Origin of the sequence: Streptomyces hesseae (assembly GCF_031845785.1) — a bacterium.
Classification (GTDB): Bacteria; Actinomycetota; Actinomycetes; order Streptomycetales; family Streptomycetaceae; genus Streptomyces; species Streptomyces hesseae.
In genome coordinates, this window is the sequence record NZ_JAVRFI010000001.1 from 202,331 (window position 1) to 223,959 (window position 21,629).

General features: G+C 72.9%; 21 protein-coding genes. 15 read left to right on the forward strand and 6 right to left on the reverse strand.

Annotation, left to right across the window (positions count from 1 at the left end):
* Positions 1–6: 6 nt before the first annotated feature.
* Complete coding sequence (locus RM609_RS00880; RefSeq protein WP_311607033.1) at positions 7–588, reverse strand: RICIN domain-containing protein; 582 nt, start codon at positions 586–588, stop codon at positions 7–9.
* A gap of 319 nt (positions 589–907) precedes the next feature.
* Between RM609_RS00880 and RM609_RS00885 the strand changes: the two genes are divergently transcribed.
* Genes RM609_RS00885 through RM609_RS00915 form a run of 7 tightly spaced genes read left to right on the forward strand, consistent with a single transcriptional unit; the run spans position 908 to position 10,581 of the window.
* Entirely contained in the window at positions 908–5,035 is a 4,128-nt protein-coding gene (locus tag RM609_RS00885) for a Pls/PosA family non-ribosomal peptide synthetase (protein WP_311607035.1), read from the forward strand.
* On the forward strand, positions 5,032–6,354 hold the full coding sequence (locus RM609_RS00890; RefSeq protein ID WP_311607037.1) for a diaminobutyrate--2-oxoglutarate transaminase family protein: 1,323 nt from the start codon (positions 5,032–5,034) through the stop codon (positions 6,352–6,354). The genes RM609_RS00885 and RM609_RS00890 overlap by 4 nt, the downstream gene beginning before the upstream one ends.
* 42 nt (positions 6,355–6,396) lie before the next feature.
* The gene (locus RM609_RS00895) at positions 6,397–7,749 is read left to right on the forward strand and encodes an aspartate kinase (protein WP_311607039.1); all 1,353 of its coding nucleotides are present in this window, start codon (positions 6,397–6,399) and stop codon (positions 7,747–7,749) included.
* Between the two features lie 26 nt (positions 7,750–7,775).
* Complete coding sequence (locus tag RM609_RS00900; RefSeq protein ID WP_311607041.1) at positions 7,776–8,228, forward strand: MarR family winged helix-turn-helix transcriptional regulator; 453 nt, start codon at positions 7,776–7,778, stop codon at positions 8,226–8,228.
* Between the two features lie 47 nt (positions 8,229–8,275).
* Positions 8,276–9,169 carry an ABC transporter ATP-binding protein gene (locus RM609_RS00905; protein ID WP_311607043.1) on the forward strand — a complete coding sequence of 298 codons (894 nt, stop codon included), beginning with the start codon at positions 8,276–8,278 and terminating at the stop codon, positions 9,167–9,169.
* Entirely contained in the window at positions 9,129–10,007 is an 879-nt protein-coding gene (locus RM609_RS00910; RefSeq protein ID WP_311607044.1) for an ABC transporter permease, read from the forward strand. Before RM609_RS00905 ends, RM609_RS00910 begins: the two co-directional genes overlap by 41 nt.
* A gap of 4 nt (positions 10,008–10,011) precedes the next feature.
* A complete protein-coding gene (locus RM609_RS00915) occupies positions 10,012–10,581 on the forward strand; it encodes a M1 family aminopeptidase (protein ID WP_311607045.1) in 570 nt (189 codons plus the stop codon).
* On the opposite strand, the gene RM609_RS00920 is transcribed toward RM609_RS00915, so the two are convergent.
* Positions 10,526–11,428, reverse strand: coding sequence for a DUF2127 domain-containing protein (locus RM609_RS00920; protein ID WP_311607047.1), 903 nt, complete (start codon positions 11,426–11,428; stop codon positions 10,526–10,528). The two genes, RM609_RS00915 and RM609_RS00920, sit on opposite strands and share 56 nt — an antisense overlap.
* Before the next feature lie 201 nt (positions 11,429–11,629).
* Here RM609_RS00920 and RM609_RS00925 point away from each other — a divergent pair, with 201 nt between their 5' ends.
* Positions 11,630–12,145 (forward strand): hypothetical protein, encoded by a 516-nt coding sequence (locus RM609_RS00925; RefSeq protein ID WP_311607049.1) that lies wholly within the window; start codon positions 11,630–11,632, stop codon positions 12,143–12,145.
* Positions 12,146–12,148: 3 nt separating this feature from the next.
* Here RM609_RS00925 and RM609_RS00930 read toward each other — a convergent pair whose 3' ends face one another.
* The 3 genes from RM609_RS00930 to RM609_RS00940 all read right to left on the reverse strand — a co-directional run bounded on the left by RM609_RS00930 (position 12,149) and on the right by RM609_RS00940 (position 14,257).
* A complete protein-coding gene (locus RM609_RS00930; protein WP_311607630.1) occupies positions 12,149–12,427 on the reverse strand; it encodes a DUF1540 domain-containing protein in 279 nt (92 codons plus the stop codon).
* 85 nt (positions 12,428–12,512) lie between these two features.
* Positions 12,513–13,511, reverse strand: a complete 999-nt coding sequence (locus RM609_RS00935; RefSeq protein WP_311607051.1) for an NAD-dependent epimerase/dehydratase family protein — start codon at positions 13,509–13,511, stop codon at positions 12,513–12,515.
* Between the two features lie 59 nt (positions 13,512–13,570).
* Entirely contained in the window at positions 13,571–14,257 is a 687-nt protein-coding gene (locus RM609_RS00940; RefSeq protein WP_311607052.1) for an SAM-dependent methyltransferase, read from the reverse strand.
* A 94-nt stretch (positions 14,258–14,351) separates the two neighbouring features.
* Here RM609_RS00940 and RM609_RS00945 point away from each other — a divergent pair, with 94 nt between their 5' ends.
* The 4 genes from RM609_RS00945 to RM609_RS00960 all read left to right on the forward strand — a co-directional run bounded on the left by RM609_RS00945 (position 14,352) and on the right by RM609_RS00960 (position 18,338).
* Complete coding sequence (locus RM609_RS00945; protein WP_311607053.1) at positions 14,352–14,945, forward strand: helix-turn-helix domain-containing protein; 594 nt, start codon at positions 14,352–14,354, stop codon at positions 14,943–14,945.
* 79 nt (positions 14,946–15,024) lie between these two features.
* Positions 15,025–16,893, forward strand: coding sequence for a CASTOR/POLLUX-related putative ion channel (locus RM609_RS00950; protein WP_311607054.1), 1,869 nt, complete (start codon positions 15,025–15,027; stop codon positions 16,891–16,893).
* Positions 16,894–17,032: 139 nt separating this feature from the next.
* The gene (locus tag RM609_RS00955) at positions 17,033–17,608 is read left to right on the forward strand and encodes a TerD family protein (RefSeq protein ID WP_311607055.1); all 576 of its coding nucleotides are present in this window, start codon (positions 17,033–17,035) and stop codon (positions 17,606–17,608) included.
* Positions 17,609–17,693: 85 nt separating this feature from the next.
* A complete protein-coding gene (locus tag RM609_RS00960; RefSeq protein WP_311607057.1) occupies positions 17,694–18,338 on the forward strand; it encodes a transglycosylase SLT domain-containing protein in 645 nt (214 codons plus the stop codon).
* A gap of 13 nt (positions 18,339–18,351) precedes the next feature.
* Here RM609_RS00960 and RM609_RS00965 read toward each other — a convergent pair whose 3' ends face one another.
* Entirely contained in the window at positions 18,352–19,089 is a 738-nt protein-coding gene (locus RM609_RS00965; RefSeq protein WP_311607058.1) for a pentapeptide repeat-containing protein, read from the reverse strand.
* A gap of 258 nt (positions 19,090–19,347) precedes the next feature.
* Between RM609_RS00965 and RM609_RS00970 the strand changes: the two genes are divergently transcribed.
* The 3 genes from RM609_RS00970 to RM609_RS00980 all read left to right on the forward strand — a co-directional run bounded on the left by RM609_RS00970 (position 19,348) and on the right by RM609_RS00980 (position 21,608).
* Positions 19,348–19,644: a hypothetical protein gene (locus RM609_RS00970; RefSeq protein WP_311607059.1), complete on the forward strand. Its 297-nt coding sequence runs from the start codon at positions 19,348–19,350 to the stop codon at positions 19,642–19,644.
* Between the two features lie 122 nt (positions 19,645–19,766).
* Entirely contained in the window at positions 19,767–20,567 is an 801-nt protein-coding gene (locus RM609_RS00975) for a maleylpyruvate isomerase family mycothiol-dependent enzyme (protein WP_311607060.1), read from the forward strand.
* Positions 20,568–20,756: 189 nt separating this feature from the next.
* The gene (locus RM609_RS00980; protein WP_311607062.1) at positions 20,757–21,608 is read left to right on the forward strand and encodes an ATP nucleotide 3'-pyrophosphokinase; all 852 of its coding nucleotides are present in this window, start codon (positions 20,757–20,759) and stop codon (positions 21,606–21,608) included.
* The last annotated feature ends 21 nt before the right edge of the window (positions 21,609–21,629 follow it).

Genomic DNA, 21,629 nt, shown 5'->3' on the forward strand with positions numbered 1-21,629 from the left:
GGCGCGCTACGAACGCGTGAACCACCGCTGGTCGGGGTGGTAGTGGCAGTCCCACAGGACCAACGGCGTCCCGTTCGCCGTGCTGCCGTTGTTGGCCAGCCCCACGCACTTGTCCTGGCCCGCCCCGGAGACGAGGGCGACGTTGCCGTCGCCCAGGGCCTGCATCCGCCACCACTGGTCGGGGTGGAGGTGACAGTCCCACAGCACCAGGCGCGTTCCGTTCGCGGTGCTGCCGTTGTCCGCCAGGCCTATGCATTTGCCGTACGGATAGCCGGAGGCGTTGCCGCGCAGGGAGACGCCGTCGCCGCCCTGGTACCACCACTGATCGAAGTTCAGGTGGCAGTCCCACAGGACGAGGATCGTCCCGTTCGCCGTGCTGCCGTTGTTCGCCAGCCCCACGCACTTGTTGCCGTTCGGGTCGGCCGCGTTCCGTAGGTTGAAGAGCGGGCCGGCCTGTGTCGATGTCGTCGTGGGCGGCGTCGACGGCGCCGCCGTGGCCGTTGCCCCGGTCAGGGCGAGCGCGACGCTCGCGACCACGGTGCCCAAGGATCTCAGCCGGCGGTTCGGACGGTTCACGTGAAGGTTCATGCGGAGTCCTTCCCCATGACGGGCCTGTCGGACGCCGCTCAAGCATGGCCGCCGCGCCCGGCGCCGTACACCCCGGATCCGGACAGGCCCCACGCCGTCCCCGACGCCCAGCGCCCCTCCATTTCCCCTTCGCGGTCACGTTACTTACCGTGGAAGAAGAAGAGGGATAAAACGCTACATTCCACTTGTCAAAAGCTCGACGTAAAGATTCCGCAGACGCCGTCCATCCGGGCCCATCGGTTGAACAGCGCACCTCATCAATCCGTACATATGGACAGCAAGGCAGACATGCTGCGGATCCGCCCCGCAGGGAGAGGTCATGGCAGAGTCGACAACAGCAGCGGGGTCCGCCAGGACCCGGGCCACGGGCGTGCCGCCCGACGTCCGGACCCTGGCGGAATACTTTGAATACGCTTGTGCCAAAGCCCCGCACCGCACCGCCGTCATCTGCGACGGACGGCGCCTCGGCTACGCGGAGCTGGACCGCCGGGCCAACCGGCTGGCCCATCTGCTCCGGGAGCGCGGCGCCAAGGAGGGCTCCCGGGTGGGAATCCTCCTCGACCGTTCCACCGACGGCTACGCCGCCCTCCTCGCGGTGCTCAAGGCGGGCGCCGCGTATGTGCCGCTCGACCCGTCCTTCCCTGCCGACCGGCTGGCGTTCATCGCCCACGACGCGGAGCTGTCCGACCTGGTGACGACCTCGTCCCTGGCCGAGAAGACCCGTGACCTGCACTGTCCCGTCCTCGAACTGGACCGCGCGGAGGAACTGCTGGCCCGCCGGCCGGACACCCGGCCCGGGGTCCGGGCCGGTCCGTCCTCGCTCTGCTACGTCATCTACACCTCCGGCACCACCGGCCGGCCTAAGGGCGTGGCCGTCTCGCACGCGAGCATCGTCAACTTCCTGCGCGTGGTCGCCCCCGTCTACCGCGTACGGCCGGAGGACCGGGTCTACCAGGGCCTCTCCCTCGCCTTCGACTTCGCCGTCGAGGAGATATGGCCGACGTGGCTGGCCGGGGCCACCCTCGTCGCCGGGCCCGGCGACGACCGCCGGGCCGGCGAGGGGCTGAACGACTTCCTGATCGAGCACGGCATCACGGTGCTGTGCTGCGTCCCCACCCTCCTGATGACGCTGGAGGCGGAGGTGCCCACCCTGCGCAGCCTGCTCGTCAGCGGCGAGGCGTGCCCTCCCGACCTGGTGCGCCGCTGGTGGCGCCCCGGCCGGCGCATCCTCAACGCCTACGGCCCCACGGAGGCGACCGTCACCGCGACCTGCGGCGAGCTCGCCCCCGACCGGCCGGTCACCATCGGCACGCCCCTGCCCACCTACCGTGTCTACGTCCTCGACGAAAAGCTCCGCCCGGTCGCCCGGGGCGAGAGCGGCGAGATCTGCATCGGCGGCCCCGGCGTCGCCCTGGGCTACGTCAACCGCCCCGAGCTGACCGCCGAGCGCTTCGTCCCCAACCCGGTACCGGACGACCGCGACCACGCCCCGCGCGTCTACCGCACGGGCGACCGGGGCCGCTTCACCGGGGCGGGAGAGCTCGAATACCTGGGCCGCACCGACACCCAGGTGAAGATCCGCGGCTACCGCATAGAACTCGCCGAGATCGAAACGATTCTGCGCGAGGACCGGGCGGTCGGGAACGCGGTCGTCACCCCCCTGGAGCGCGAGGGCGTCGCCCAGGGCCTGATCGGCTATGTCACCCTCACCGGCCACGCCGCCGACCGGCCCCCGGAGGAGGAACTGCGCGAACGGCTGCGGGCCCGGCTGCGCAACAGGCTTCCCGGCTACATGGTCCCCTCGTTCCTGGAAGTGCTCCCCGAGTTCCCGCTGCTGGCCGCCGACAAGGTGGACCGGGCCGCGCTGCCCCCGCCCGTCTCCCCGCCGCTCGCCCGCCGCACCCGGCCGCGCACCGCCCCGGCGACACCGCTGGAGCGGCGGCTGGCCGCCCTCTGGCAGGACATCCTGGGCGCGAGCGGCGCCGGCGACGCCGACGGCGCCGACGGCGGGATCTCCGTCGGGATCTCCGTCGAGGACGACTTCTTCTGCGACCTCGGCGGTCACTCCATGACCGCGGCCCGGCTGATCTCCCGGATGCGCCAGGACCCCGCGCTCAGCGACGTGGCCATGGGCGACCTCTACGCCCACCCGACCGTCCGCGACCTGGCCGCCTTCATCGCGTCCACGGACGCGTCCACGGACGCGCGGACACCCGCCCGCGAAACACCCGCTGCCCCGCCCCTGCGCCACTCCACCCTCCGCGTGGCGGGCTGCGGCATGGCCCAGCTCGTGGCGCTGTATGTGTGGCTGCTGCTGCCGTCGCTCGCCGCGGTGGCCGTGCTGTACCGCTTCTTCGGAACGTGGCGCGTCCCCGTGCGGGCGCCCCTGCCCGGCAGCGCCCTGGACACGGTCGTCCACCTCCCGACGCCCGCGTTCCTGCTGCTGACGGCGGGCTGGCTGGCCCTGACCCTGGGAGTGCTGCCGCTGTTCGTCTGCCGGCTGCTCATGGCCGGCGTACGACCCGGGGACCACCCCCTGTGGGGCGTGACCTATCTACGGTTCTGGCTGCACGGCAGGGTGCTCGCCACGTCGCCGGTCGCCCTGCTGCCCGGCTCACCGCTCTACGCAGGCTGTCTGCGGCTGCTCGGCGCCCGGGTCGGCCGGGGCTGCCATCTGTCGGCGCTCGTCTTCCCGCCCGCGCTCGTCGAGATCGGCGACCGGACCGCCGTCGGCTACGGCGCCCGTATCCAGCCGTACACCGTCTCGGGCGGACGGCTGCGGCTCGCGCCCGTGCGCATCGGCTCCGGCTGCTTCGTGGGCGCCAACAGCGTGGTGCTCCCCGGTGCCGTCATCGGCGACGGGGCCTCGGTCGGCGAGCAGTCGCTCGTCCCCGAGGACCGGGTCGTCCCCGCCGGCGAGCACTGGGCCGGCGCGCCCGCGACCCGCCGGGACGCCGTCCCGCCCCTGCTGGCCGACATGGCCGCCCGCGCCGACGACGAACGGCCCTGGCCCGTCCCCGTACTGGCCGGCTACGCGGCGGGAGCGCTGCTCTTCACGCTCGTCCCGCTGCTGGTGATCTCCATCCCCACGTGGGTGGTGGCCTACGCGGCCTGGCACTACGGCTTCGCCTGGGCCTGCGCGGCGGCGGCCGTGGCCGGACCGCTGACCGTGCTGGCCGTCTGCGCGACCGTCCTCCTCGTCAAACGGGCCGTCATGCCCGGCGCGCCCGCCGGGCTCCACGCCGAGCGCGGCGCCTTCGGGGTACGCAAGTGGATCAGCGACGGCATGCTCACGCTGAGCCTGACGCTCACCCACGCCCTGTACTCCACCCTCTACCTCGTGCCCTTCCTGCGGCGGCTGGGGGCGCGGACGGGACGCTGGGCGGAAGTGGCGACCGTGAGTTTCGTCGACCCCGACATGCTGGTCATCGGCGAGCAGAGCTTCGTCGCCGACATCAGCATGGTGGGCCCGGCCGTCCACCACCGGGGCCGGATCGCGCTCGCGCCCGCCGAGGTGGGACGGCGCGCCTTCGTCGGCAACGGGGCGCTGGTGCCCGGCTCCCGCCGGGTCGGCGACAACGCCCTCCTGGGCGTCCACTCCCTCGCGCCCGAGACGCCCGTCGCCCCCGAGACGACGTGGCTGGGCTCCCCCGCGATCTTCCTTCCGCACCGCGAGGCCGGCAAGGCGTTCGACCCGAGGCTGACCTACAGCCCGAGCCGGGGGCTGATCGCCGCGCGCCTGGCCATCGAGTACTTCCGGGTGACCCTGCCCGCGACGATCGGCGCGCTGTGCGGCCTCGGCAGCCTCTACGTCGCGCTGCGCGTGGCCGAGGCCTTCCGCCCGTTGGCGCTTTTCCTCCTCGGCCCGGCCCTGGTGCTGGTGGCGGGGCTGGCCGCCACCCTGATCACGGTAGCGGTCAAGTGGCTGGTCGTGGGCCGCTACCGGCCGCGCCAGGAGCCGCTGTGGAGCATCTGGGTCCGGCGCACGGAGCTGGTCACCGGCCTGTTCGAGAACCTGGTCGTGCCCGCCTTCCTCAATCTGCTGACCGGCACGCCCTGGGCCTGCTGGGTGCTGCGCCTGTTCGGGGCGCGGATAGGGCGGCGGGTGTGGCTGTCCACCACGTACCTGACGGAGTTCGACCTGGTCGAGGTCGGGGACGACGCGGCGGTCGGGGAGGTCACCTCCCTCCAGACCCATCTGTTCGAGGACCGGGTGATGAAGATGTCCCACGTCACGGTCGGGGCGTCGGCGTCGGTCGGCGTGCGCTGCGTCGTCCTGTACGACGCGCGGGTGGGTTCCGGTGCCCGGCTCGACTCGATGTCCCTCGTCATGAAGGGCGAGTCCCTGCCCGGCGGCACGAGCTGGCGGGGCATCCCCGCCCGGCCCGCCGCCCCCGCCCGGACGACCGCGGAAAGCCCCGAAGCGACCGCAGGAGGCGCGTCATGACCTCGCTCGTCACCGCCCGCCCGCTGACCGCCCCGTATGTCGAAGGCGAGCTGCCCGGCCCGCTCTCCGCCGAGCTGCTGGCCCGTCAGGAGCTCCGGGAGTCCAGTGCCCGGACGTACCCGAGGCATCTGCCCATCGCTCTGGAGGAGGGCTCCGGGAGTTTCGTCCGTGACGTCGACGGCAATGTCTTCATCGACTTCCTCGCCGGCGCCGGGGTGCTCTCGCTGGGCCACAACCACCCCGAGGTCGTCGCGAGCGTGACCCGGCAGCTGGGGGTGCTCGCCCACGGTCTGGACTTCCCCACCCCGGTCAAGGACGCCTTCACCGAGGCCCAGCTGTCCATGCTCCGCCCGGGGCTGCGCGACAGGATGAAGATCCATTTCTGTGGTCCCACCGGCGCCAACGCGGTCGAGGCCGCCATCAAGCTGTGCAAGACCGCGACCGGCCGCGGGGACGTCATCTCCTTCCAGGGCGGCTTCCACGGCAGTACGCACGCCGCCATGGCGCTGAGCGGCCTGGTGTCCGCCAAGCGGAACGTGGCCAACACCATGCCCGGCGTCCATTTCTTCCCGTACAACCGCGCCGAGTACCTTGAGCAGGCGCTGACCGACAGCCTCGGCGGCATCCCGCTGCCCGCCGCCGTCCTGCTGGAACTGGTGCAGGGCGAGGGCGGCGTCGTCCCGGCCCGCCCCGAATTCGTCCGGCGGGTGCGGGACCTGACCCGTGACCTCGGCGTCCCCCTGGTGGTCGACGAGGTGCAGACGGGCTGCGGGCGCACCGGCACATGGTTCGCCTTCGAGCAGTACGGCATCGAGCCGGACGTCGTCGTGGCGTCCAAGGCCCTGAGCGGCATCGGCATGCCCGTCGCCGTCATCCTCTACGACGCCGCGCTGGACACCTGGGAGGCCGGCGCCCACATCGGCACCTTCCGGGGCAACCAGCTGGCGTTCGCCGCCGGGGTGGAGGCGATCCGGGTGATCCGGCGCGACGACGTGCTGGGCAACGTCCGGCGGCGCGGCGAGCAGATCGCCGGCCGGCTGGCGGCGCTGACGGGCCGTCCATGGGTCCGCGAGGTGCGGGGCCGGGGCCTGATGTGGGGCGTCGAGCTGGCCGATCCGGTGACCGGCCGGCCCGCGACCGAGGCCGCCTCCGCCGTACAGGCCCACGCGCTGCGCCACGGGCTGATCGTGGAGCTCGGCGGCCGGGACGACTGTGTCGTACGGATCCTGCCGCCGCTCAATGTGACGGCCGAGGTCGTCGACACCGCCTGCTCGATCCTTGTCGACGCGGTCACCGCCCGCGCCCCGTCGCCCCCGTAGGCGACTCAACCGCACGTACTCCGTAGTGGAAGGCCCCGAACGATGCTCATCGTCCAGAAATACGGCGGCTCCTCGGTAGGGAGTACCGAGCGGATCCGGCGCGTCGCCGAACGCATCGTCGCCGCGCACGACGAAGGCCACGACGTCGTCGTGGTGGTCTCCGCCATGGGCGACACCACCGATCAGCTCCTCGGGTTGGCGCGGGAGATGGCACCGGTCCCCTCGCGTCGCGAGCTCGACATGCTGCTGAGCGCCGGCGAGCGCATCTCCAACGCGCTGACGGCCATGGCGGTCCAGTCGCTGGGGGTGCCGGCCTGCTCCTTCTCGGGCCCGCAGGCCGGTGTGATCACCAGCTCGGTGCACGGCCGGGCCCGGATCATCGGCGTCGAGCCCACCCAGGTGCGGCAGGCGCTCGACCGCGGGATGGTCGTGCTGGTCGCGGGGTTCCAGGGCGTCAGCCGGGAGACCGGCGAGGACACCACGCTGGGCCGCGGCGGCTCCGACACCACGGCGATCGCGCTGGCCGCGGCGCTCAAGGCGGACGTCTGCGAGATCTACACCGACGTGGACGGCGTCCACACCGCCGACCCCCACCTGGTGCCGCAGGCCAGGCCGTTGTCCCGGCTGGACTACGACACGATGCTGGAGCTGGCCGCGAGCGGCGCGAAGGTGCTGGCCCCGCGCAGTGTGGAGTACGCGCGCCGGCACGGTGTGACCGTGCGCGTCCGCGCCTCCGACGGCGGCTGCCCCGGCACGGTGGTGTCGGCGTGCCCGGACGAACCGGAGCGCGGGGCGTGCGCGGAACACGCCGCCTGCCCGGAGCGCGCGCCGTTCGCGGGCGTCGCGCACGACCTGTCCACGGCCGAGGTCACCGTGACCGCCGTCCCGGCCCGTCCGGGGGCCGTGTCCACGGTGTTCCGGGTGGTGGCCGACGCCGGTGCCGAGATCGACACGGTCGTCCAGCCGCCGGCGCACGAAGCCGGTGAAGAGGCCGGTGACATCAGGTTCGTCCTCCCCAAGAGCGATGTGCCCGCCGTGCTCGCGGCGCTGTGCGAGCACCGGGCGGAGATCGGCCACGAGAAGGTGACCTGCCGCGACGACATCGGCAAGGTCTCGCTCGTCGGCTCCGGCGTCCGGACGAGCACGGGCGCGATCGCGGCGTTCTGCGAGACGCTGGCCAGGGCGGACGTGCGGTTCGAGAGCATCACGGCGTCGGAGACCCGGATCTCGGTGCTCTGCCCCGCCGGCCGGCTCCCGGACGCGCTGCGTGCGCTGCACCGGTCCTTCGGTCTCGGCGCGGACGCCGAGCCGGCCAAGCGCGTGGTGCCGTCCGGCAGGGCGGCGCACGCGGCGTGCGCCGGGGCCGAACCGGCGCGTGCCGGCGTCTGTCGGTAGCTCTTACACAGAGCTAAAATGATGGTATGGCCGCAGGGAGTCTGCCCGACGAGCTCGCCGGGGTCCTGTCCGGTATCCAGCGACTGGCCCGCCGGAGGCTGTGGAGCGGCCTTCCGGTGCCACGGCCCCGTGGCGCCCAGGTCGAACTGATGCGACTGGTCACGGCCCGCCCCGGCATCGGCGTCTCGGCCGCCGCCCGCGAGCTGTGCCTGGCCGCCAACACCGTCAGCACACTGGTCAATCAACTGATGTCGGCCGGCCTGCTGCTCCGGGAGGCCGACCCCGGGGACGGGCGCGCCGCGCTGCTCTTCCCGACGCCGTCGTGCGGGGAACGGCTTCGGGACTGGGACGCGCGGCGCGCCGCACTCTTCCGGGACCACGTCCGGGAGCTCACGGACGAGGACCGGGCGGCTCTGGCGGCGGCGCTGCCGGCGCTGCGCAGGCTGTCCGCGTCGCTACGGGACGCGGACCCCGTCTGACGGCGACGCCGCCCACGCGGCATCGCTTCCGACACCGCGGAGGTGCCATGACCACTTCCACCACCCACCGCCCGGAGACCTCCGGGGAACCCGCCGACACCGCGGCCCTCAGCTGCACGGATCTGCACTACTCGTTCGGCGCCACCAAGGCCGTGGACGGCCTGGACCTGCGGGTCGAGCAGGGCGAGGTCTTCGGCCTCCTGGGGCCCAACGGCGCGGGCAAGACGACCACGATCCGCGCGATCACCACGCTCCTGCCCGTCCCGCCGGGTGTCGTCGAGGTCTTCGGGCACGACGCGGCCCGGCAGCGGATGGCCGTCCGGCGGCTGCTCGGCTATGTGCCCCAGCAGCTGTCCGCCGACGGCAACCTCACCGGCCGCGAGAACGTGGCCCTCTTCGCCCGGGTCTTCGACGTCCCCCGCCGCGAACGTGCCGCGCGCGTCGCGCAGGCGCTGGACGCGGTCGGCCTGGCCGACGCCGCGCAGCGGTCGGCGGGTACGTACTCGGGCGGCATGGTCCGCCGCCTCGAGCTCGCCCAGGCCCTGGTGAGCGCCCCCCGCCTGCTGATCCTGGACGAGCCGACCATCGGGATGGACCCGATCGCCCGCGACAGCGTCTGGGAGCGGATCGCCGACATCCGCTCGGTCACGGGGATGACCGTGCTGGTGACCACCCATTCCATGGAGGAGGCCGACCAGCGCTGCGACCGGCTGGCGCTGATGCACCGCGGGCGTATCCGCGCCCTGGGGACGCCCGGGGAGCTCAAGGCGGAACTGGTCGCCCACCGCCGGGAGTCCGGTGACACGAGCTCGCCGCCGCCGTCCCTGGAGGACGTCTTCCGGCACTTCGCGGGCAGCGGGCTGGGCGATCCCGGCCCCGATCAGCGAGGGGAGTTCAGCGATGTCCGCCGTACCCGCCGCACCGCGTCCCGCGTCGGCTGATGCCGGGCCCGGCCCGGCCGTCGCCCCGGACCAGCGGTTCGCGCTGCTGCTGACCCCGCCGCGCGCCCGCAGCGGTCTGCGGGTCGTCCCGGCCCGGGTGGCCGCGATGTGCGCGGTCGAGCTCCAGAAGCTGCGGCACGACCGCACCGAGCTCTACACACGGGCCATCCAGCCGGCGCTCTGGCTGCTGATCTTCGGCGAGACCTTCACCCGGATGCGGGTCATCCCCACGGGGAACGTCCCGTACATCGACTACCTCGCCCCCGGGATCATCGCCCAGTCGGCGATGTTCATCGCCATCTTCTACGGCATCATGATCATCTGGGAGCGGGACTCCGGTGTCCTCACCAAGCTCCTGGTCACCCCCACGCCCAGGGCCGCGCTGGTGACGGGCAAGGCCTTCGCGTCCGGGGTGAAGGCGGTGATCCAGGCCGTGGTCGTGATCGCGATCGCCGCGGTCCTGGGCGTCGCGCTCACCTGGAACCCGCTGCGGCTGCTGGGCGTCCTCGTGGTCGTCCTCCTCGGCTCGGCTTTCTTCTCCTGTCTGTCGATGACGATCGCCGGGATCGTGCTCACCCGCGACCGCCTCATGGGCATCGGCCAGGCCATCACCATGCCGCTGTTCTTCGGCTCCAACGCCCTCTACCCGGTGGACGTGATGCCCGGCTGGCTGCGGGCGTTCAGCGCCGTGAACCCGCTCAGCTACCAGGTGGACGCCCTGCGCGGGCTCCTCATCGGCACCCACGCCCATCTCGTCACCGACTTCGCCGTCCTCACCCTCGCCGCGCTCCTGGGCATCGCCGCGGCGGCCTCCCTGCTGGGCCGGCTGGCCCGCTGAGAGCGTGCGCCACCCGGCCCGGCGGCGGCACCGCTACTTCCCCGGCCACGGGAGCACGGCCTTCCATGTGGCGCGCTACCGGATCCGCCTCGACTGGAAGCCCGGTTCGGGCCGCGTCCTCGCCGACGCGGCCCTGACCGTCGTCCCCGAACACCCGCTCGACGCACTCGACCTCGACCTGGCGCGCCTGTGCGTCACCCGGGTCACGGTCGCGGGGACGGCCGTGGCCTTCCGGCACCGCAAGAGGAAGCTCCACCTCGTAGCGGGACGCCCCCTGCCGGCGGGCGAGCCCGTCGAGGTCACCGTGGCCTACCACGGGGTGCCCCGGCCGGTCGGCCTGCCCGAACTGGACGACGCGGCGGGGTGGTTCGGCAACCACGTGGGCATCAGCGGCTGGCGGGACCTCTGGCTGAAGGAGGCGTTCGCGACGTACGCCGAGTGGCTGTGGTGGGAGGCCTCCGGCGGGCCCGCCGCTTCGGAGATGGCCGCCTCGGGCGGCGTGTGCGACACGGAGCGGTTCATCGGGCGCTGCCGGACATGCCGGGTGCGGCGGGCGGGTGAGCACGTCCCGTGAAGACCCGCTCCAGCGCACCCCAGCCGGTGTCGTGGGCACGCTCGGCCGCCTCGGCCCTGCCGCCGCCCCGGACGCCGAACAGCCGCTTGGCGATGAGCAGATAGAACACGACGGCCAGATTGATGACCAGCGTGAGGATCTTGGTGACGGTGATGTGCCCGGTGAGCTCGTAGACCTCCGGCACCAGCAGCACCGCCGTCGCCACGAAGGTGAGGTACTCCGCCCACCGCTTCGCGTACCAGAGCCCCACGGCCTCGACTCCTTCCAGCAGCGCGTACGCGGCCAGGACCAGGCCGACGATCCAGAGGGTGGAGGTGTGCGCGGCGAACGCCTTGTCCAGGTCCTTGAGCAGCCCGTGGTTCGACAGCCCGCTCGGCCCTCCGACGCCGTTCTGGATCGCGTCGACGATCCGGTAGAACGGCTTCTGGAGCCGGCCCCGCTCATGGACGAACACGAAGACGGCGGCGGCGAGCACGGCCAGAACGACGAAGTGCACCATCCGGTCGATGGCGATCAGCCGCAGGACGTACCGGTCGCGCAGCGGCCTGCCCCGCAGCGGGAGCTCGATCTCCTCCCGGCCGGGCGGGAACTCCCGCTCCGGCCGGGCGGGCGCGGGCAGCGGCAGCCACGCGTCGCAGCGGAGGCAGCGGTGCCAGCGCGTCCCGTCGTCCGTCTCGCGGACGACGAGCGCGTCCGCCCCGCGCACGGCGGCGGCGTCGGTGCCGACGAGGTGATGTCCGTGGAGCGCGCAGTCGATCAGCTCGTAGACGGGGGCGCGGCGGCGTCGGCGCGGGGCGGGGTGCGGGTGCGCCCCGGGGGCGGGTACGAGGGCGGGCTTTTCCGTCACGGTCGTGGAGTATGCCCCGGTCCGGCGGTGCTACGCCCATGGGTGGGCAAACCGTGGGCGTGCCGAGCGGTCGGCGCCTATCTACCGTTCGAGTGAACCGACATGGGCGTTTGCGCTGTCAGAACGCCGAACGCGTCCCTGTACCGTAGCGGCGGCGGATTTCCCGGGCGGACGGTCCCGGCGACGATGGAGGCGGAGAACTTGAACGATCCCGGCCGGACCGAGGCGTACATGGCCGAGGACCGCGCGAGCATGACCGGGCCCGCGTGCGCGTTCCTCGACCAGTGGCTGGCCACCATGGACACCGCCCTGGAGGAGTGGCGCCGGGCCCATCTTCCGGCCGGTTTCCCCTTCGACTTCGGCCTCGATTCCCTGGACGCGCTGGAGCCGCTGCTGTTGTCGCGCTACCCGGACCGTGCCGCCATCGACGCCGCGCCCAACGCGGACTTCACCTCCGGGGCCGTGCGCTACATCGGCGAGGCGCTGCTGCGCGCCGTGCCCGCGCGGTGGGGGTACGAGGACCGTGGGGCGGAGAACACCCACCCGTACAACCGGGTCCCGGTCGTCCGCTCCAACACCCCCGCCGCCTTCATGGAGGCGGTGGCCCCGTATCTGACCCTCCATGTGCTGGTCCGTGACCGGGGGCGGGGGACGCTGCGGCAGTTCACCGGCCCGCTCCTCGACGCCCACGAGGCGGCGGAACTCGCGGGCGACTGACCGTCACCGCGCCGTGTATGTCAGGCAGTCCGCCGCGTCCTGGAGGGCGGCCACCGTGATGCCGGGGGCCTGGCACTCGAGCCCGACGTTGTGGAGGCACCCGGCCATGTGGCAGGCCCCCACCCGTCCCACGGCGGACGCGTCGCCGCCCTTGGACGGGTGGACGAAGTACGTGTCGCAGCGCGCGCGGGTCGAGTCGCCCACGGTGATGGCCAGGGCATGGCAGGCGGTGTCCTCGTTGTACGCGCACTCGGCGACCTCGCACACGGCCACTCGGGGCATCTCCACAGCGCCCTCCTCGCTCCTCGGTGTTCGCGCCTGATGCCTTCCTCGGACACCGGGGCGTGACACCGCCCGTCCCCTCCGTTCACCCGGAAGCCGGGGCCGGGCCGCCGTGGCGCGCCAGCAGTTCCCTCTCCTGTTCGGGGCTGAAACCGCGCCGGAGCGCCGGCAGACCGCGGGCGCGGTCCCAGGCGAGGACGTCGGCCGCCGTCACCTCCAGCGGGGTCGCGGGCAGGCCCGCCGCCCGGGCGCGGGCCGCGCTGCGCTGTTGAGAAGGCCAGTCCGGGCGCAGGAGCGGGAAGAGCGGGGGCAGCTCGTCGGGGGCCACCGTCACGGGGACGATCTCGACCCGTGTCCCGGCCACGCGGGCGCAGGTGCGGATGAGGCCGCCGAGCGTGGTGGGTTCGGCGGGGCCCACGGCGTGGAAAGCGCCGGGGCGGTCGTCGGCGAGCAGCCGGCCGACGAGGCGGGCCAGGTCGCGCGAGTCGACGATCTGGACCGGCTGGGCGGGGTCGGTGGGCAGGGCGACACGGCCGCCCCGGGCGGCCCGTCGCACCCAGTGGGTGAAGGTGTCCGACGGGTCGTACGGGCCGGCGACCTTGCCGGGCCGGACGATGGTGGCCCGGGTGCCGTACCGGGCCAGGACGTCGTCCTCGCAGGCGACCTTGCACGGGCCGTACGTGGTGTTGTCGAGCACCTCGGTGTCGCGTACGGGCGGGCGGCGGGGGGTGTCCTCGTCGGAGCCCGGCCGCAGGCCCGTGTTGTCGTAGACCGCGTGGCTGGAGATGAACAGGTACCGGCCGACGCGGTCGCCCAGCGCGTCCATCGCCTGGCCGACGTGCCGTGGGACGTAGCCGCTGACGTCCACGACGGCATCCCAACGGCCGTCGCGCAGCGCGGCGTAGTCGCCGGTGTCCCGGTCGCCGATGAGCCGGGTCAGCCCGGGGAACAAGCCGGTGCCCGTCCTGCCCCGGCCGAACAGGGTCACCCGGGCGCCGCCGCGCAAGGCGTCCTCCACGATCGCGCGGCCCACGAACGACGTACCACCGAGCACGAGGATGTTCATGTCCATGGCGTTGTCCATGGCCGTCGACCCTACCCGGCGGGGTTCCGGAGGGAACCCCGCCGGGCGGGCCCGCGTGCTCAACGCGCGGCGCGCCGGAGGGCGATGACGTTGTCGGTGACGGTGGCCGTCCGCCCCTCGGGGCCGGTGACGTGGCGGGCGGGGGTGTCCAGGCGCTCGGGGTGCCACCCGTCCGGTGCGAGGCCCAGCGCGGCGAGTTCCTCTTCCGGGGTGGGGACGGCGGCGTCCTCGTGGGGGTGCCAGGACCACGGGGGGACGGTGGCGTGGGTGACGACGAGCAGGAGGCCGCCGGGCGCGACCTTCTCCGCGACGGCGCGCAGGATCCGCTCGCGGGGCAGTTCCACGTTCGACTGGAAGAACTGGGCGGAGACCAGGTCGAAGGAGCCGTCGGGGAGGGTGCGGGCCAGGTCGTGCCGCTGGAAGTCGATCCGGTCCGCGACGCCCGCGTCGGCCGCGTGGCCCAAGGCCCGGTCCAGGGCGGTGGCGGACACGTCGGCGGCGGTCACCCGCCAGCCGCGCCGGGCCAGCCAGACGGCGTCGGCTCCCTCGCCGCAGCCCAGGTCGAGGGCCGTGCCGGCCGGCAGCGGCTCGACGACGTCGACGAGGACGGGGTTCGCCCTGCCGCTCCAAACGCGTTCGCGCTCCTGGTAGCGCCGCTCCCAGTACTCCGCGACGTCGACGTCGGCATCGACGTCCTCGGTGCGGTGCTGGTGCTGGTGCTGGTGCTGGTGCTCGCTGATGCTCATCGGGAGTCTTCCCTTTCGGTCGCGGGTCCGTGTCGAGCCTCGCCCGGACCCCGGCCGCTTGACAAAATTTCTTGCCGGAACGGCAAATGGAGGGATGACCGACGACGACATTCCCCAGGTGCTCAGCGCTGTCGGCCCCCGGCTGCGGGCGCTGCGCCACGACCGCGGGGTCACCCTGGCGCGGCTGAGCGAGACCACCGGGATCTCGCTCAGCACCCTCTCCCGGCTGGAGGCCGGGCAGCGCAAGCCGACCCTCGAACTGCTGCTGCCGCTGGCCAAGGCCTATGGCGTCCAGCTGGACGAGCTGGTGGGCGCGCCTCCCACCGGCGACCCGCGCGTCCACCCCCGCCCGTTCACCCGGGACGGGAAGACCTTCATCCCGCTGACCCGTGACCTCGGCGGTGGGCTGCGCGCCTTCAAGCACATCGTCCCGGCCCGGGAGGTGAAGGACGTACGGCCCGGGCAGAAGACCCACGAGGGCCACGAGTGGCTCTACGTCCTGTCGGGGCGGCTGTGGCTGGCGCTCGGCGAGCACGATCTCGTCCTCACCGCCGGTGAGGCCGCCGAGTTCGACACCCGCGTCCCCCATGGCTTCGCCAACGCCGGGGACGAGCCGGTGGAGTTCCTCAGCCTCTTCGGTCCGCAGGGCGAGCGCATGCACGTACGGGCCCGGCCCAGCGGCGCGTGACCGGCGCGCGGACCGGGCTACCGGCGCCCCGACGAGGGTAGAACCACCCCCGTCGGCGGCGGACGGCGGGAGTGGTGCGGTGAAGTGGCGGGAGCGGCTGCGGTACTGGTTCGACAGCACCATGGACCGTGGCACGCCGGCCCTCATCGGCTGGCTGGCGATGGCGTCGCTGGCGCTGATAGGCGTGACGACCGTGCTGGTGGTGACGTTCACCGACGAGGACACCGAAGCCAACGGCGGCTGGGCGGGCGTGGCGTGGATGAGCATGCTGCGCACCCTGGACCCCGGCACCATGGGCGGGGACACGGGGGGCTGGGCGTTCCTGGCGCTGATGCTGATGGTGACCATCGGGGGCATCTTCATCGTCAGCACCCTCATCGGTGTGCTGACCACGGGGCTGGACCACCGGATCCAGCAGTTGCGCAAGGGGCACTCACCGATCATCGAGAGCGGCCACACCGTCGTCCTGGGCTGGTCGGAGCAGGTCTTCACCGTGGTCGAGGAGCTGGCCGAGGCCAATCAGAGCCAGCGGCGCTCCTGCGTGGTCATCCTGGCGGACCGCGACAAGGTGGACATGGAGGAGCAGATCCGGCTGCGGGTCCCCGACACCCGCCGTACGCAGGTGATCTGCCGGTCCGGCAATCCGCTGAAGCAGGCGGACCTGGAGCTGGTCAGCCCGGACACGGCGCAGGCCGTCGTCGTGCTGCCGTCGTTCTCCCGGGACAGCGACACCAGGGTGATCAAAGTGCTGCTGGTCCTCAACAACAGACCGTGGGCCAAGAAGCGGCCGCCGCTGATCGCGGCCGTGCAGGACGAGGGCAACCTCGCCGCCGCCCGGCTCGCGGCGGGACCGAGCGGACTGGTGGTCGACGCGGACGACCTCGCCGTACGGCTGACCGTGCAGTCGCACCGGCAGGCCGGCCTGTCCACGGTCTGCAACGAACTGCTGAGCTTCTACGGCAACGAGATCTACATCGCCCGGGAACCGGCCCTCACCGGGGTCTCCTACGGGGACGCCCTGCACCGCTACGCCCTCGGCGTGCCCATCGGCGTGGCACGGGCGGACGGCCGGATCCTGCTGAACCCGGCCATGGACACCCTCATCGGCGCGGAGGACGACATCATCCTGGTCGCCTGGGACGACGAGTACATCCGGCTCGCGGACGAGCCGCCGCCGATCGTGGAGGCGGCGATCGCCCGGGGCACCGGGCGGCCGCCGGCCCCCGACCGTACGCTGCTGATCGGCTGGAACTCCCGGGCCGCGAAGATCATCGAGCTGCTGGACCGGTTCGCCCGGCCCGACTCCACCCTCGACGTGGCCTCGCCCGCGTGCCCGGCCGGGTTCGACGACCTCGTGCCGGAACGCCTCCGGCTGGGGCACAGGCGCTGCGAACCGACGAACAGGCGGTCGCTGGAGGCCCTCTCCCCCGGCGGCTACCAGCACATCCTCGTCCTCTCGGACGAGACCGTCGACCCCGAGGAGGCCGACAACCAGACGCTGGTGACGCTGCTTCACCTGCGCGACATCGAAGTCGGACTCGGCGACCCGTACTCGATCGTCTCGGAGATGAACAACGACAGCAACCGCGAGGTCGCCCAGGTCACCAAGGCCGACGACTTCATCGTCAGCAACAAGCTGATCTGCCTGCTGCTGACGCAACTGGCCGAGAACCAGCGGCTCTACCGGGTGCTGCGCATCCTCCTCGACCCGGCCGGCTCGGAGATCTACCTCAAACCGGCGGACCACTATCTGGTGCCCGGCGCCGAGGCCACCTTCGCGACCGCCGTCGAGGCCGCCCGCAGACGGGGCGAGACCGCGATCGGCTACCGGCTCGGCCGGGACCGCGACACCGCGCCCTCGTACGGGGTGCGCCTCAACCCGTCCAGGACCGAGCCCTTGACCCTGCGCGAAGGGGACCAGATCGTCGTACTGGCGGAAGAAGGGTGACGGGCGTGGCAAGGTGCTTCACCACAAAGCACTTCACCACAAACTACTTCATTGCTTGCGCAAGTCGGGAACCATAGGCTCTGGCCTGGCGTTATTGCGCATTGACAGCACGCAGACCAGCGAACCCCGGAGGAAGAACATGGCCGTGACCCTGGCCAAGGGCGGCAACGTCTCACTGAGCAAGGAGGCCCCGGGCCTGACGGCCGTCATGGTCGGGCTGGGCTGGGACGTACGCACCACCACCGGCGCCGACTACGACCTCGACGCCTCCGCCCTGCTGTGCGACACGGCCGGGAAGGTCCTCTCCGACCAGCACTTCGTCTTCTTCAACAACCTCCGCAGCCCCGAGGGCTCGGTGGTGCACTCCGGGGACAACCTCACCGGCGGCGGCGACGGGGACGACGAGCAGATCCAGGTCTCGCTGGGCACGGTCCCGCCCGGGGTCGCCCGTATCGTCTTCCCTGTGTCCATCTACGACGCCCACCAGCGCGGCCAGAGCTTCGGGCAGGTGCGCAACGCCTTCATCCGTGTGGTGAACCAGGCCGACGGCCGTGAACTCGCCCGCTACGACCTCACCGAGGACGCCTCCACCGAGACGGCGATGGTCTTCGGCGAGCTCTACCGGCACGGCGCCGAGTGGAAGTTCCGGGCCATCGGCCAGGGTTACGCCTCGGGGCTGGCGGGCATCGCCTCGGACTTCGGCGTCAACGTCTGACGGGCGGGGTCTGGCGGACGGTTCCGGCGGGCGGTTCCGGCGGACGGTGAGGGCCCCTCGGGGCGGGTGAGGAGGCGGACGGCGCATGGCATCCCGGCGATCCCTACGGCGGCTCGCCGCGACGGTCGCGGTGACCGTCGCGGCGGCCGGGTCCCTCGCGGCCTGCGGCGGCACGGGCGACCGCGCCGCGCCGCCGCCCGCCTCGGCGAGCCCCGGAGCACCGAGCGCGTCGGGGCAGTCCGCCAACCAGGACCCCGCGCGCTTCGCACCCCAGGTCGTGAAGCACGCGGGGCGGGCGAAGATCGACGCCCAGCTGCTGATGGCGATCCTCTACAACGAGTCGTACAAGCCGCACGACCCGGCGCTGGAGCGCGCCTGGCAACGCATGAAGCCCGATTCGGCGTTCGGCATCGCGAACATGCACAAGGCGGCCTTCGACGACACCAAGCAGGGCCGCGACTTCGCGAACCGGTCGTGGGACGAGCTGCCCGACGACCCGGAGCTGGCCGTCGAGGCGGCGGCGTGGTTCCTCCACGACCTGGCCAGGGGCCTGCCGCAGAAACCGTCCGGTCCCTGCACCAGGGACGAGCTGCTGGCCCTGGGCTACAACGCGGGCGCGGGCAACATGAGCGCGATCGCCCGGGGCGCGAAGCCCGGCCCCCAGGCCCAGTCGTATCTGGACCGGCTGCGCGCCAACTGGGCGAAGGCCGGGGAGGCCGTCAAGCGATAGCGCTCGCGGGCCGTTACGGGACCACCCGCAGGCCCAGCGCGGCGCACACATCGGCGGCCTGACCCGGTGAGATCACCGTGCCGCGCAGCCGGGACACCACGGCCTCGCCGATCTCGCCGAGGTCGGCGCCGCGCAGATCGGCGCCGTCCAGCCTGGCCTCCCTCAGGTCCGCCTCGCGCAGCCGGCAGTCCTCGAAGACCGCGTCCCGCAGGTCGGCGCGGTACAGGTGGGCCTCGGTCAGGTCGCAGCCGGTCAGGTGGATGCCGCGCAGGGCCGTGTCGCGCAGGTCGACGAGCTGCATCGCGCAGTTCCGCAGGGTCAGGGTGACGGCCAGACCGCGCAGCGCGGACAGGTCCGCGCCGGTCATCCGGCAGCCCGTGAAGGCGGCGTCGTCCAGCATGGCCCGCGCGAAGCGGGCGTTGGCGAGGTCGGTGCGCTCGAAGACGGCGTCGCCCAGGTCGGCGGCCCCGAAGTCCGCCGAGGCGAAGGAGCCGCCCGAGAAACGGGCCTGCGTCAGCACGGCCTCCGGGAGGCGGGCCTCGACGGCCACGCAGTCGTCGAACACGGCCTCGGTGAGATCGGCACCGCCCAGATCGGCCCGGCTGAGGTCGCAGCGGCGCAGGACCACGGGGGCCGTGCGACGGGCGAGGGCCGCGCGCAGGTCCAGGCCGGTGAGGTCGAGGCCGGTGAGCTCGTCCCGGGCGGCCAGCGCGTCGAGGGTGTCCTGGGGGGTGGGGTCGGCGGCGTTCACGTCCGCCAGCATAGGCAACCGGCGGGACGGGCTCCGTCCGCCGCCCATCGCGTCCCTCGGTGCCGCCCCGGCCACGGGACTTGAGCACACCGCACCGGCGCCCGCGCCCGGACCCTACGGGTCAGCTCCCGGCGCTCCGACGAGCCGTCACCCATGAGGGTGTCCCGGGCGGTGTCCGGGGCGATCGTTGGTCCGTACGGCCCGGCGGGCCGTGCCGCATACGGATCTCACGGATCTCAGGGACAGGAGCACGCCACCATGGCCATAGTCGTCACGTTCCAGGTCGAGGGCCCCTCGGGCAAGAAGCTCTACGACGACTGCATCACACGTATCACCAACGGCCGCGGCTTCACCTCGCCGGCCGACCTTCCCGTGCCGGGCCTGCTCGCGCACGTCGCGGGCCCGGTGGGCGGCGGCTGGCGGGTCGTCGATGTCTGGGAGTCCTCCGAGGCGCTGGAGGCCTTCGCCAAGCACCTCGGCCCCATCCTGGCCGATCTGGGGTACGGCGACCTCCAGCCCGACGTCACCCCCGCCTACAACGTCGTCCTGCGCTGACCCGGCCGTGGCGTCGCCCTCCACCCTGCCGTCCCCCGCGCCCCGGAACGTCCGTCCGGAGGCCGGTGTCCCTCCGCCGTACGGCGGAGGCGCCCTACGACCACGGGTCGTACCGTGGCGCCATGACACCTCCGGGCTTCGACCGCCTCTGTGCCGAAATCCGCACACAGACCGCCCTGTTGACGGCGCATATCAAGGGCGCGGACCTGAGCGCCCCCGTGCCGTCCTGCCCCGGCTGGAACCTCGGGCAGTTGCTGCGGCACGTGGGCTGGGCGCACCGCTGGGCGGAGACGATCGTGCGCACGCGGTCGCCGGAGCCCGTCTCCCACGCGCGGCTCGACGACGTCGCCGGGTACGCCGGCGAGGACGTGGCCGTGGTCGGCCCGTGGCTGGCCGAGGGCGCGGAGCTGCTGGTGGCCGCGCTGCGGGACGCCGGGCCCGGCGCGGCGGTGTGGACTCCGGTGCCCGGTGAGGTCTCCCCGGCGTTCTGGGCGCGCAGGATGACGCACGAGACGACCGTCCACCGCGCGGACGCGGCGCGGGCCGCCGGCGTGGAGTTCGCCGTCGCCGAGGACGTCGCCGTCGACGCGCTGGAGGAGTGGATGTCCTTCGGCTCGGTGCCGGAGGCGTTCGCCCCGGGGCCCGGAGTGCCGGCGCTGCTGGGCCCCGGCCGTACGCTCGCGTTCCGCGCCACGGGCACCGCGCCCGGGGCGCGGGCGCACTGGCGGGTGGACCTCACGGGCGACGTCCCGGTCTGGAGCCGTGCACTCGGGGAGGCCGCCGTCGTGGCGAGCGCCCCACTGGCCGACCTGCTGCTGTACGTCTACGGGCGCCCCACGGCGGGCGGCGGCCCGGAGGTCACCGGGGACGCGGCGTTGCTGGAGCTGTGGCGGGAGCGGACCGGCTTCTGGCTCCACGAGTGAGCACCCCGGGCGGTGGCCGGGGCGATGGCCCGGGCGCGGTGGCACAGGCGTGGTGATCCCGCCACGGCATCGATCGGATCACGTCGAAAATCAGGGCACAGCGGGATCCCGCGTCAGCGGTGAGCGCGTCGTGCGGTTGTGTACGCCTACTCATACGCGTACACACCAGGAAAGGGACGCGACACTTCCATGACCCTCCACCGCACCGCTCTCCGGGCCGTCTCCTCGGCCGCGCTCATCACGGCGTTCGGCCTCGTCCCGGCCCACGCGGCCACGGCTGCTCCGGCCGGGGACCGGCAGTCCCCGGCCGGGGTGTCGGCCGGGCTCGTGCCCGGCGCCCACGGCGACGCCTCCGGCAAGTCCTTCAAGGGCGGCCCCGGCGACGGCGGGTGGCACGGCGACGGACTGGACCTCAACGCCGCCGACAACAAGAAGGTCGACGCCTTCCTCCTCCACGCCCGCAGGGCGGAGCGGTCCATCAGCCCGCAGGTCAAGGCGGCGGCCGCGATCAGCCACGCCCAGGTGATCGGTTTCGACCACCGGCTGAAGTCCGCCGACTCGCTCAAGCGCAAGGTCGCCACCGCCATGAAGGAGACCCCCGGCCGGACCGTGGACCAGACGCTGGCGGGCATCAGCGACTCCGTCCGCTACACCCTCCAGTGGCCCGACGGCCGGTACACCTCGGGCGTCGCCCTCGCCTCGTCGGTCCTCGCGGGCCGGGGCGACGACAGCGTGAAGTGGTCCAACACCTGGAGCCGCCCGAAGGGCTACAAGGGCGTCAATTCGTCGTGGAAGGAGCCGCGCTCCGGGCACGTCTTCGAGGTGCAGTTCCACACCCCGGAGAGCAAGCGGGCGCAGGAGGACACCCACAAGCTCTACGAGGAGCAGCGGCTGCCCACGACCTCGCCCGAGCGCAAGAAGGAGCTCCAGGCACAGCAGGACGCGATCTTCGCCGCCGTGCCCGTCCCCGCCGGGGCACCGGAACTGACGGCGCCCGCGTCACGCCGCCACCCCGCTCACTCCGCGCGCCCGGCCGCCTGACGCGGGAGCGCGAACGCCTCG

Bases quoted from the DNA above. Each gene is read 5' to 3' on its own strand.
- RM609_RS00900 (WP_311607041.1), top strand. From the start codon at position 7,776: ATGGCCGCAGGGAGTCTGCCCGACGAGCTCGCCGGGGTCCTGTCCGGT.
- RM609_RS00955 (WP_311607055.1), top strand. From the start codon at position 17,033: ATGGCCGTGACCCTGGCCAAGGGCGGCAACGTCTCACTGAGCAAGGAG.
- RM609_RS00910 (WP_311607044.1), top strand. From the start codon at position 9,129: ATGTCCGCCGTACCCGCCGCACCGCGTCCCGCGTCGGCTGATGCCGGG.
- RM609_RS00890 (WP_311607037.1), top strand. From the start codon at position 5,032: ATGACCTCGCTCGTCACCGCCCGCCCGCTGACCGCCCCGTATGTCGAA.
- RM609_RS00885 (WP_311607035.1), top strand. From the start codon at position 908: ATGGCAGAGTCGACAACAGCAGCGGGGTCCGCCAGGACCCGGGCCACG.
- RM609_RS00980 (WP_311607062.1), top strand. From the start codon at position 20,757: ATGACCCTCCACCGCACCGCTCTCCGGGCCGTCTCCTCGGCCGCGCTC.
- RM609_RS00880 (WP_311607033.1), bottom strand. From the start codon at position 588: ATGAACCTTCACGTGAACCGTCCGAACCGCCGGCTGAGATCCTTGGGC.
- RM609_RS00935 (WP_311607051.1), bottom strand. From the start codon at position 13,511: ATGGACAACGCCATGGACATGAACATCCTCGTGCTCGGTGGTACGTCG.
- RM609_RS00895 (WP_311607039.1), top strand. From the start codon at position 6,397: ATGCTCATCGTCCAGAAATACGGCGGCTCCTCGGTAGGGAGTACCGAG.
- RM609_RS00975 (WP_311607060.1), top strand. From the start codon at position 19,767: ATGACACCTCCGGGCTTCGACCGCCTCTGTGCCGAAATCCGCACACAG.
- RM609_RS00940 (WP_311607052.1), bottom strand. From the start codon at position 14,257: ATGAGCATCAGCGAGCACCAGCACCAGCACCAGCACCAGCACCGCACC.
- RM609_RS00945 (WP_311607053.1), top strand. From the start codon at position 14,352: ATGACCGACGACGACATTCCCCAGGTGCTCAGCGCTGTCGGCCCCCGG.
- RM609_RS00905 (WP_311607043.1), top strand. From the start codon at position 8,276: ATGACCACTTCCACCACCCACCGCCCGGAGACCTCCGGGGAACCCGCC.
- RM609_RS00970 (WP_311607059.1), top strand. From the start codon at position 19,348: ATGGCCATAGTCGTCACGTTCCAGGTCGAGGGCCCCTCGGGCAAGAAG.
- RM609_RS00930 (WP_311607630.1), bottom strand. From the start codon at position 12,427: ATGCCCCGAGTGGCCGTGTGCGAGGTCGCCGAGTGCGCGTACAACGAG.
- RM609_RS00960 (WP_311607057.1), top strand. From the start codon at position 17,694: ATGGCATCCCGGCGATCCCTACGGCGGCTCGCCGCGACGGTCGCGGTG.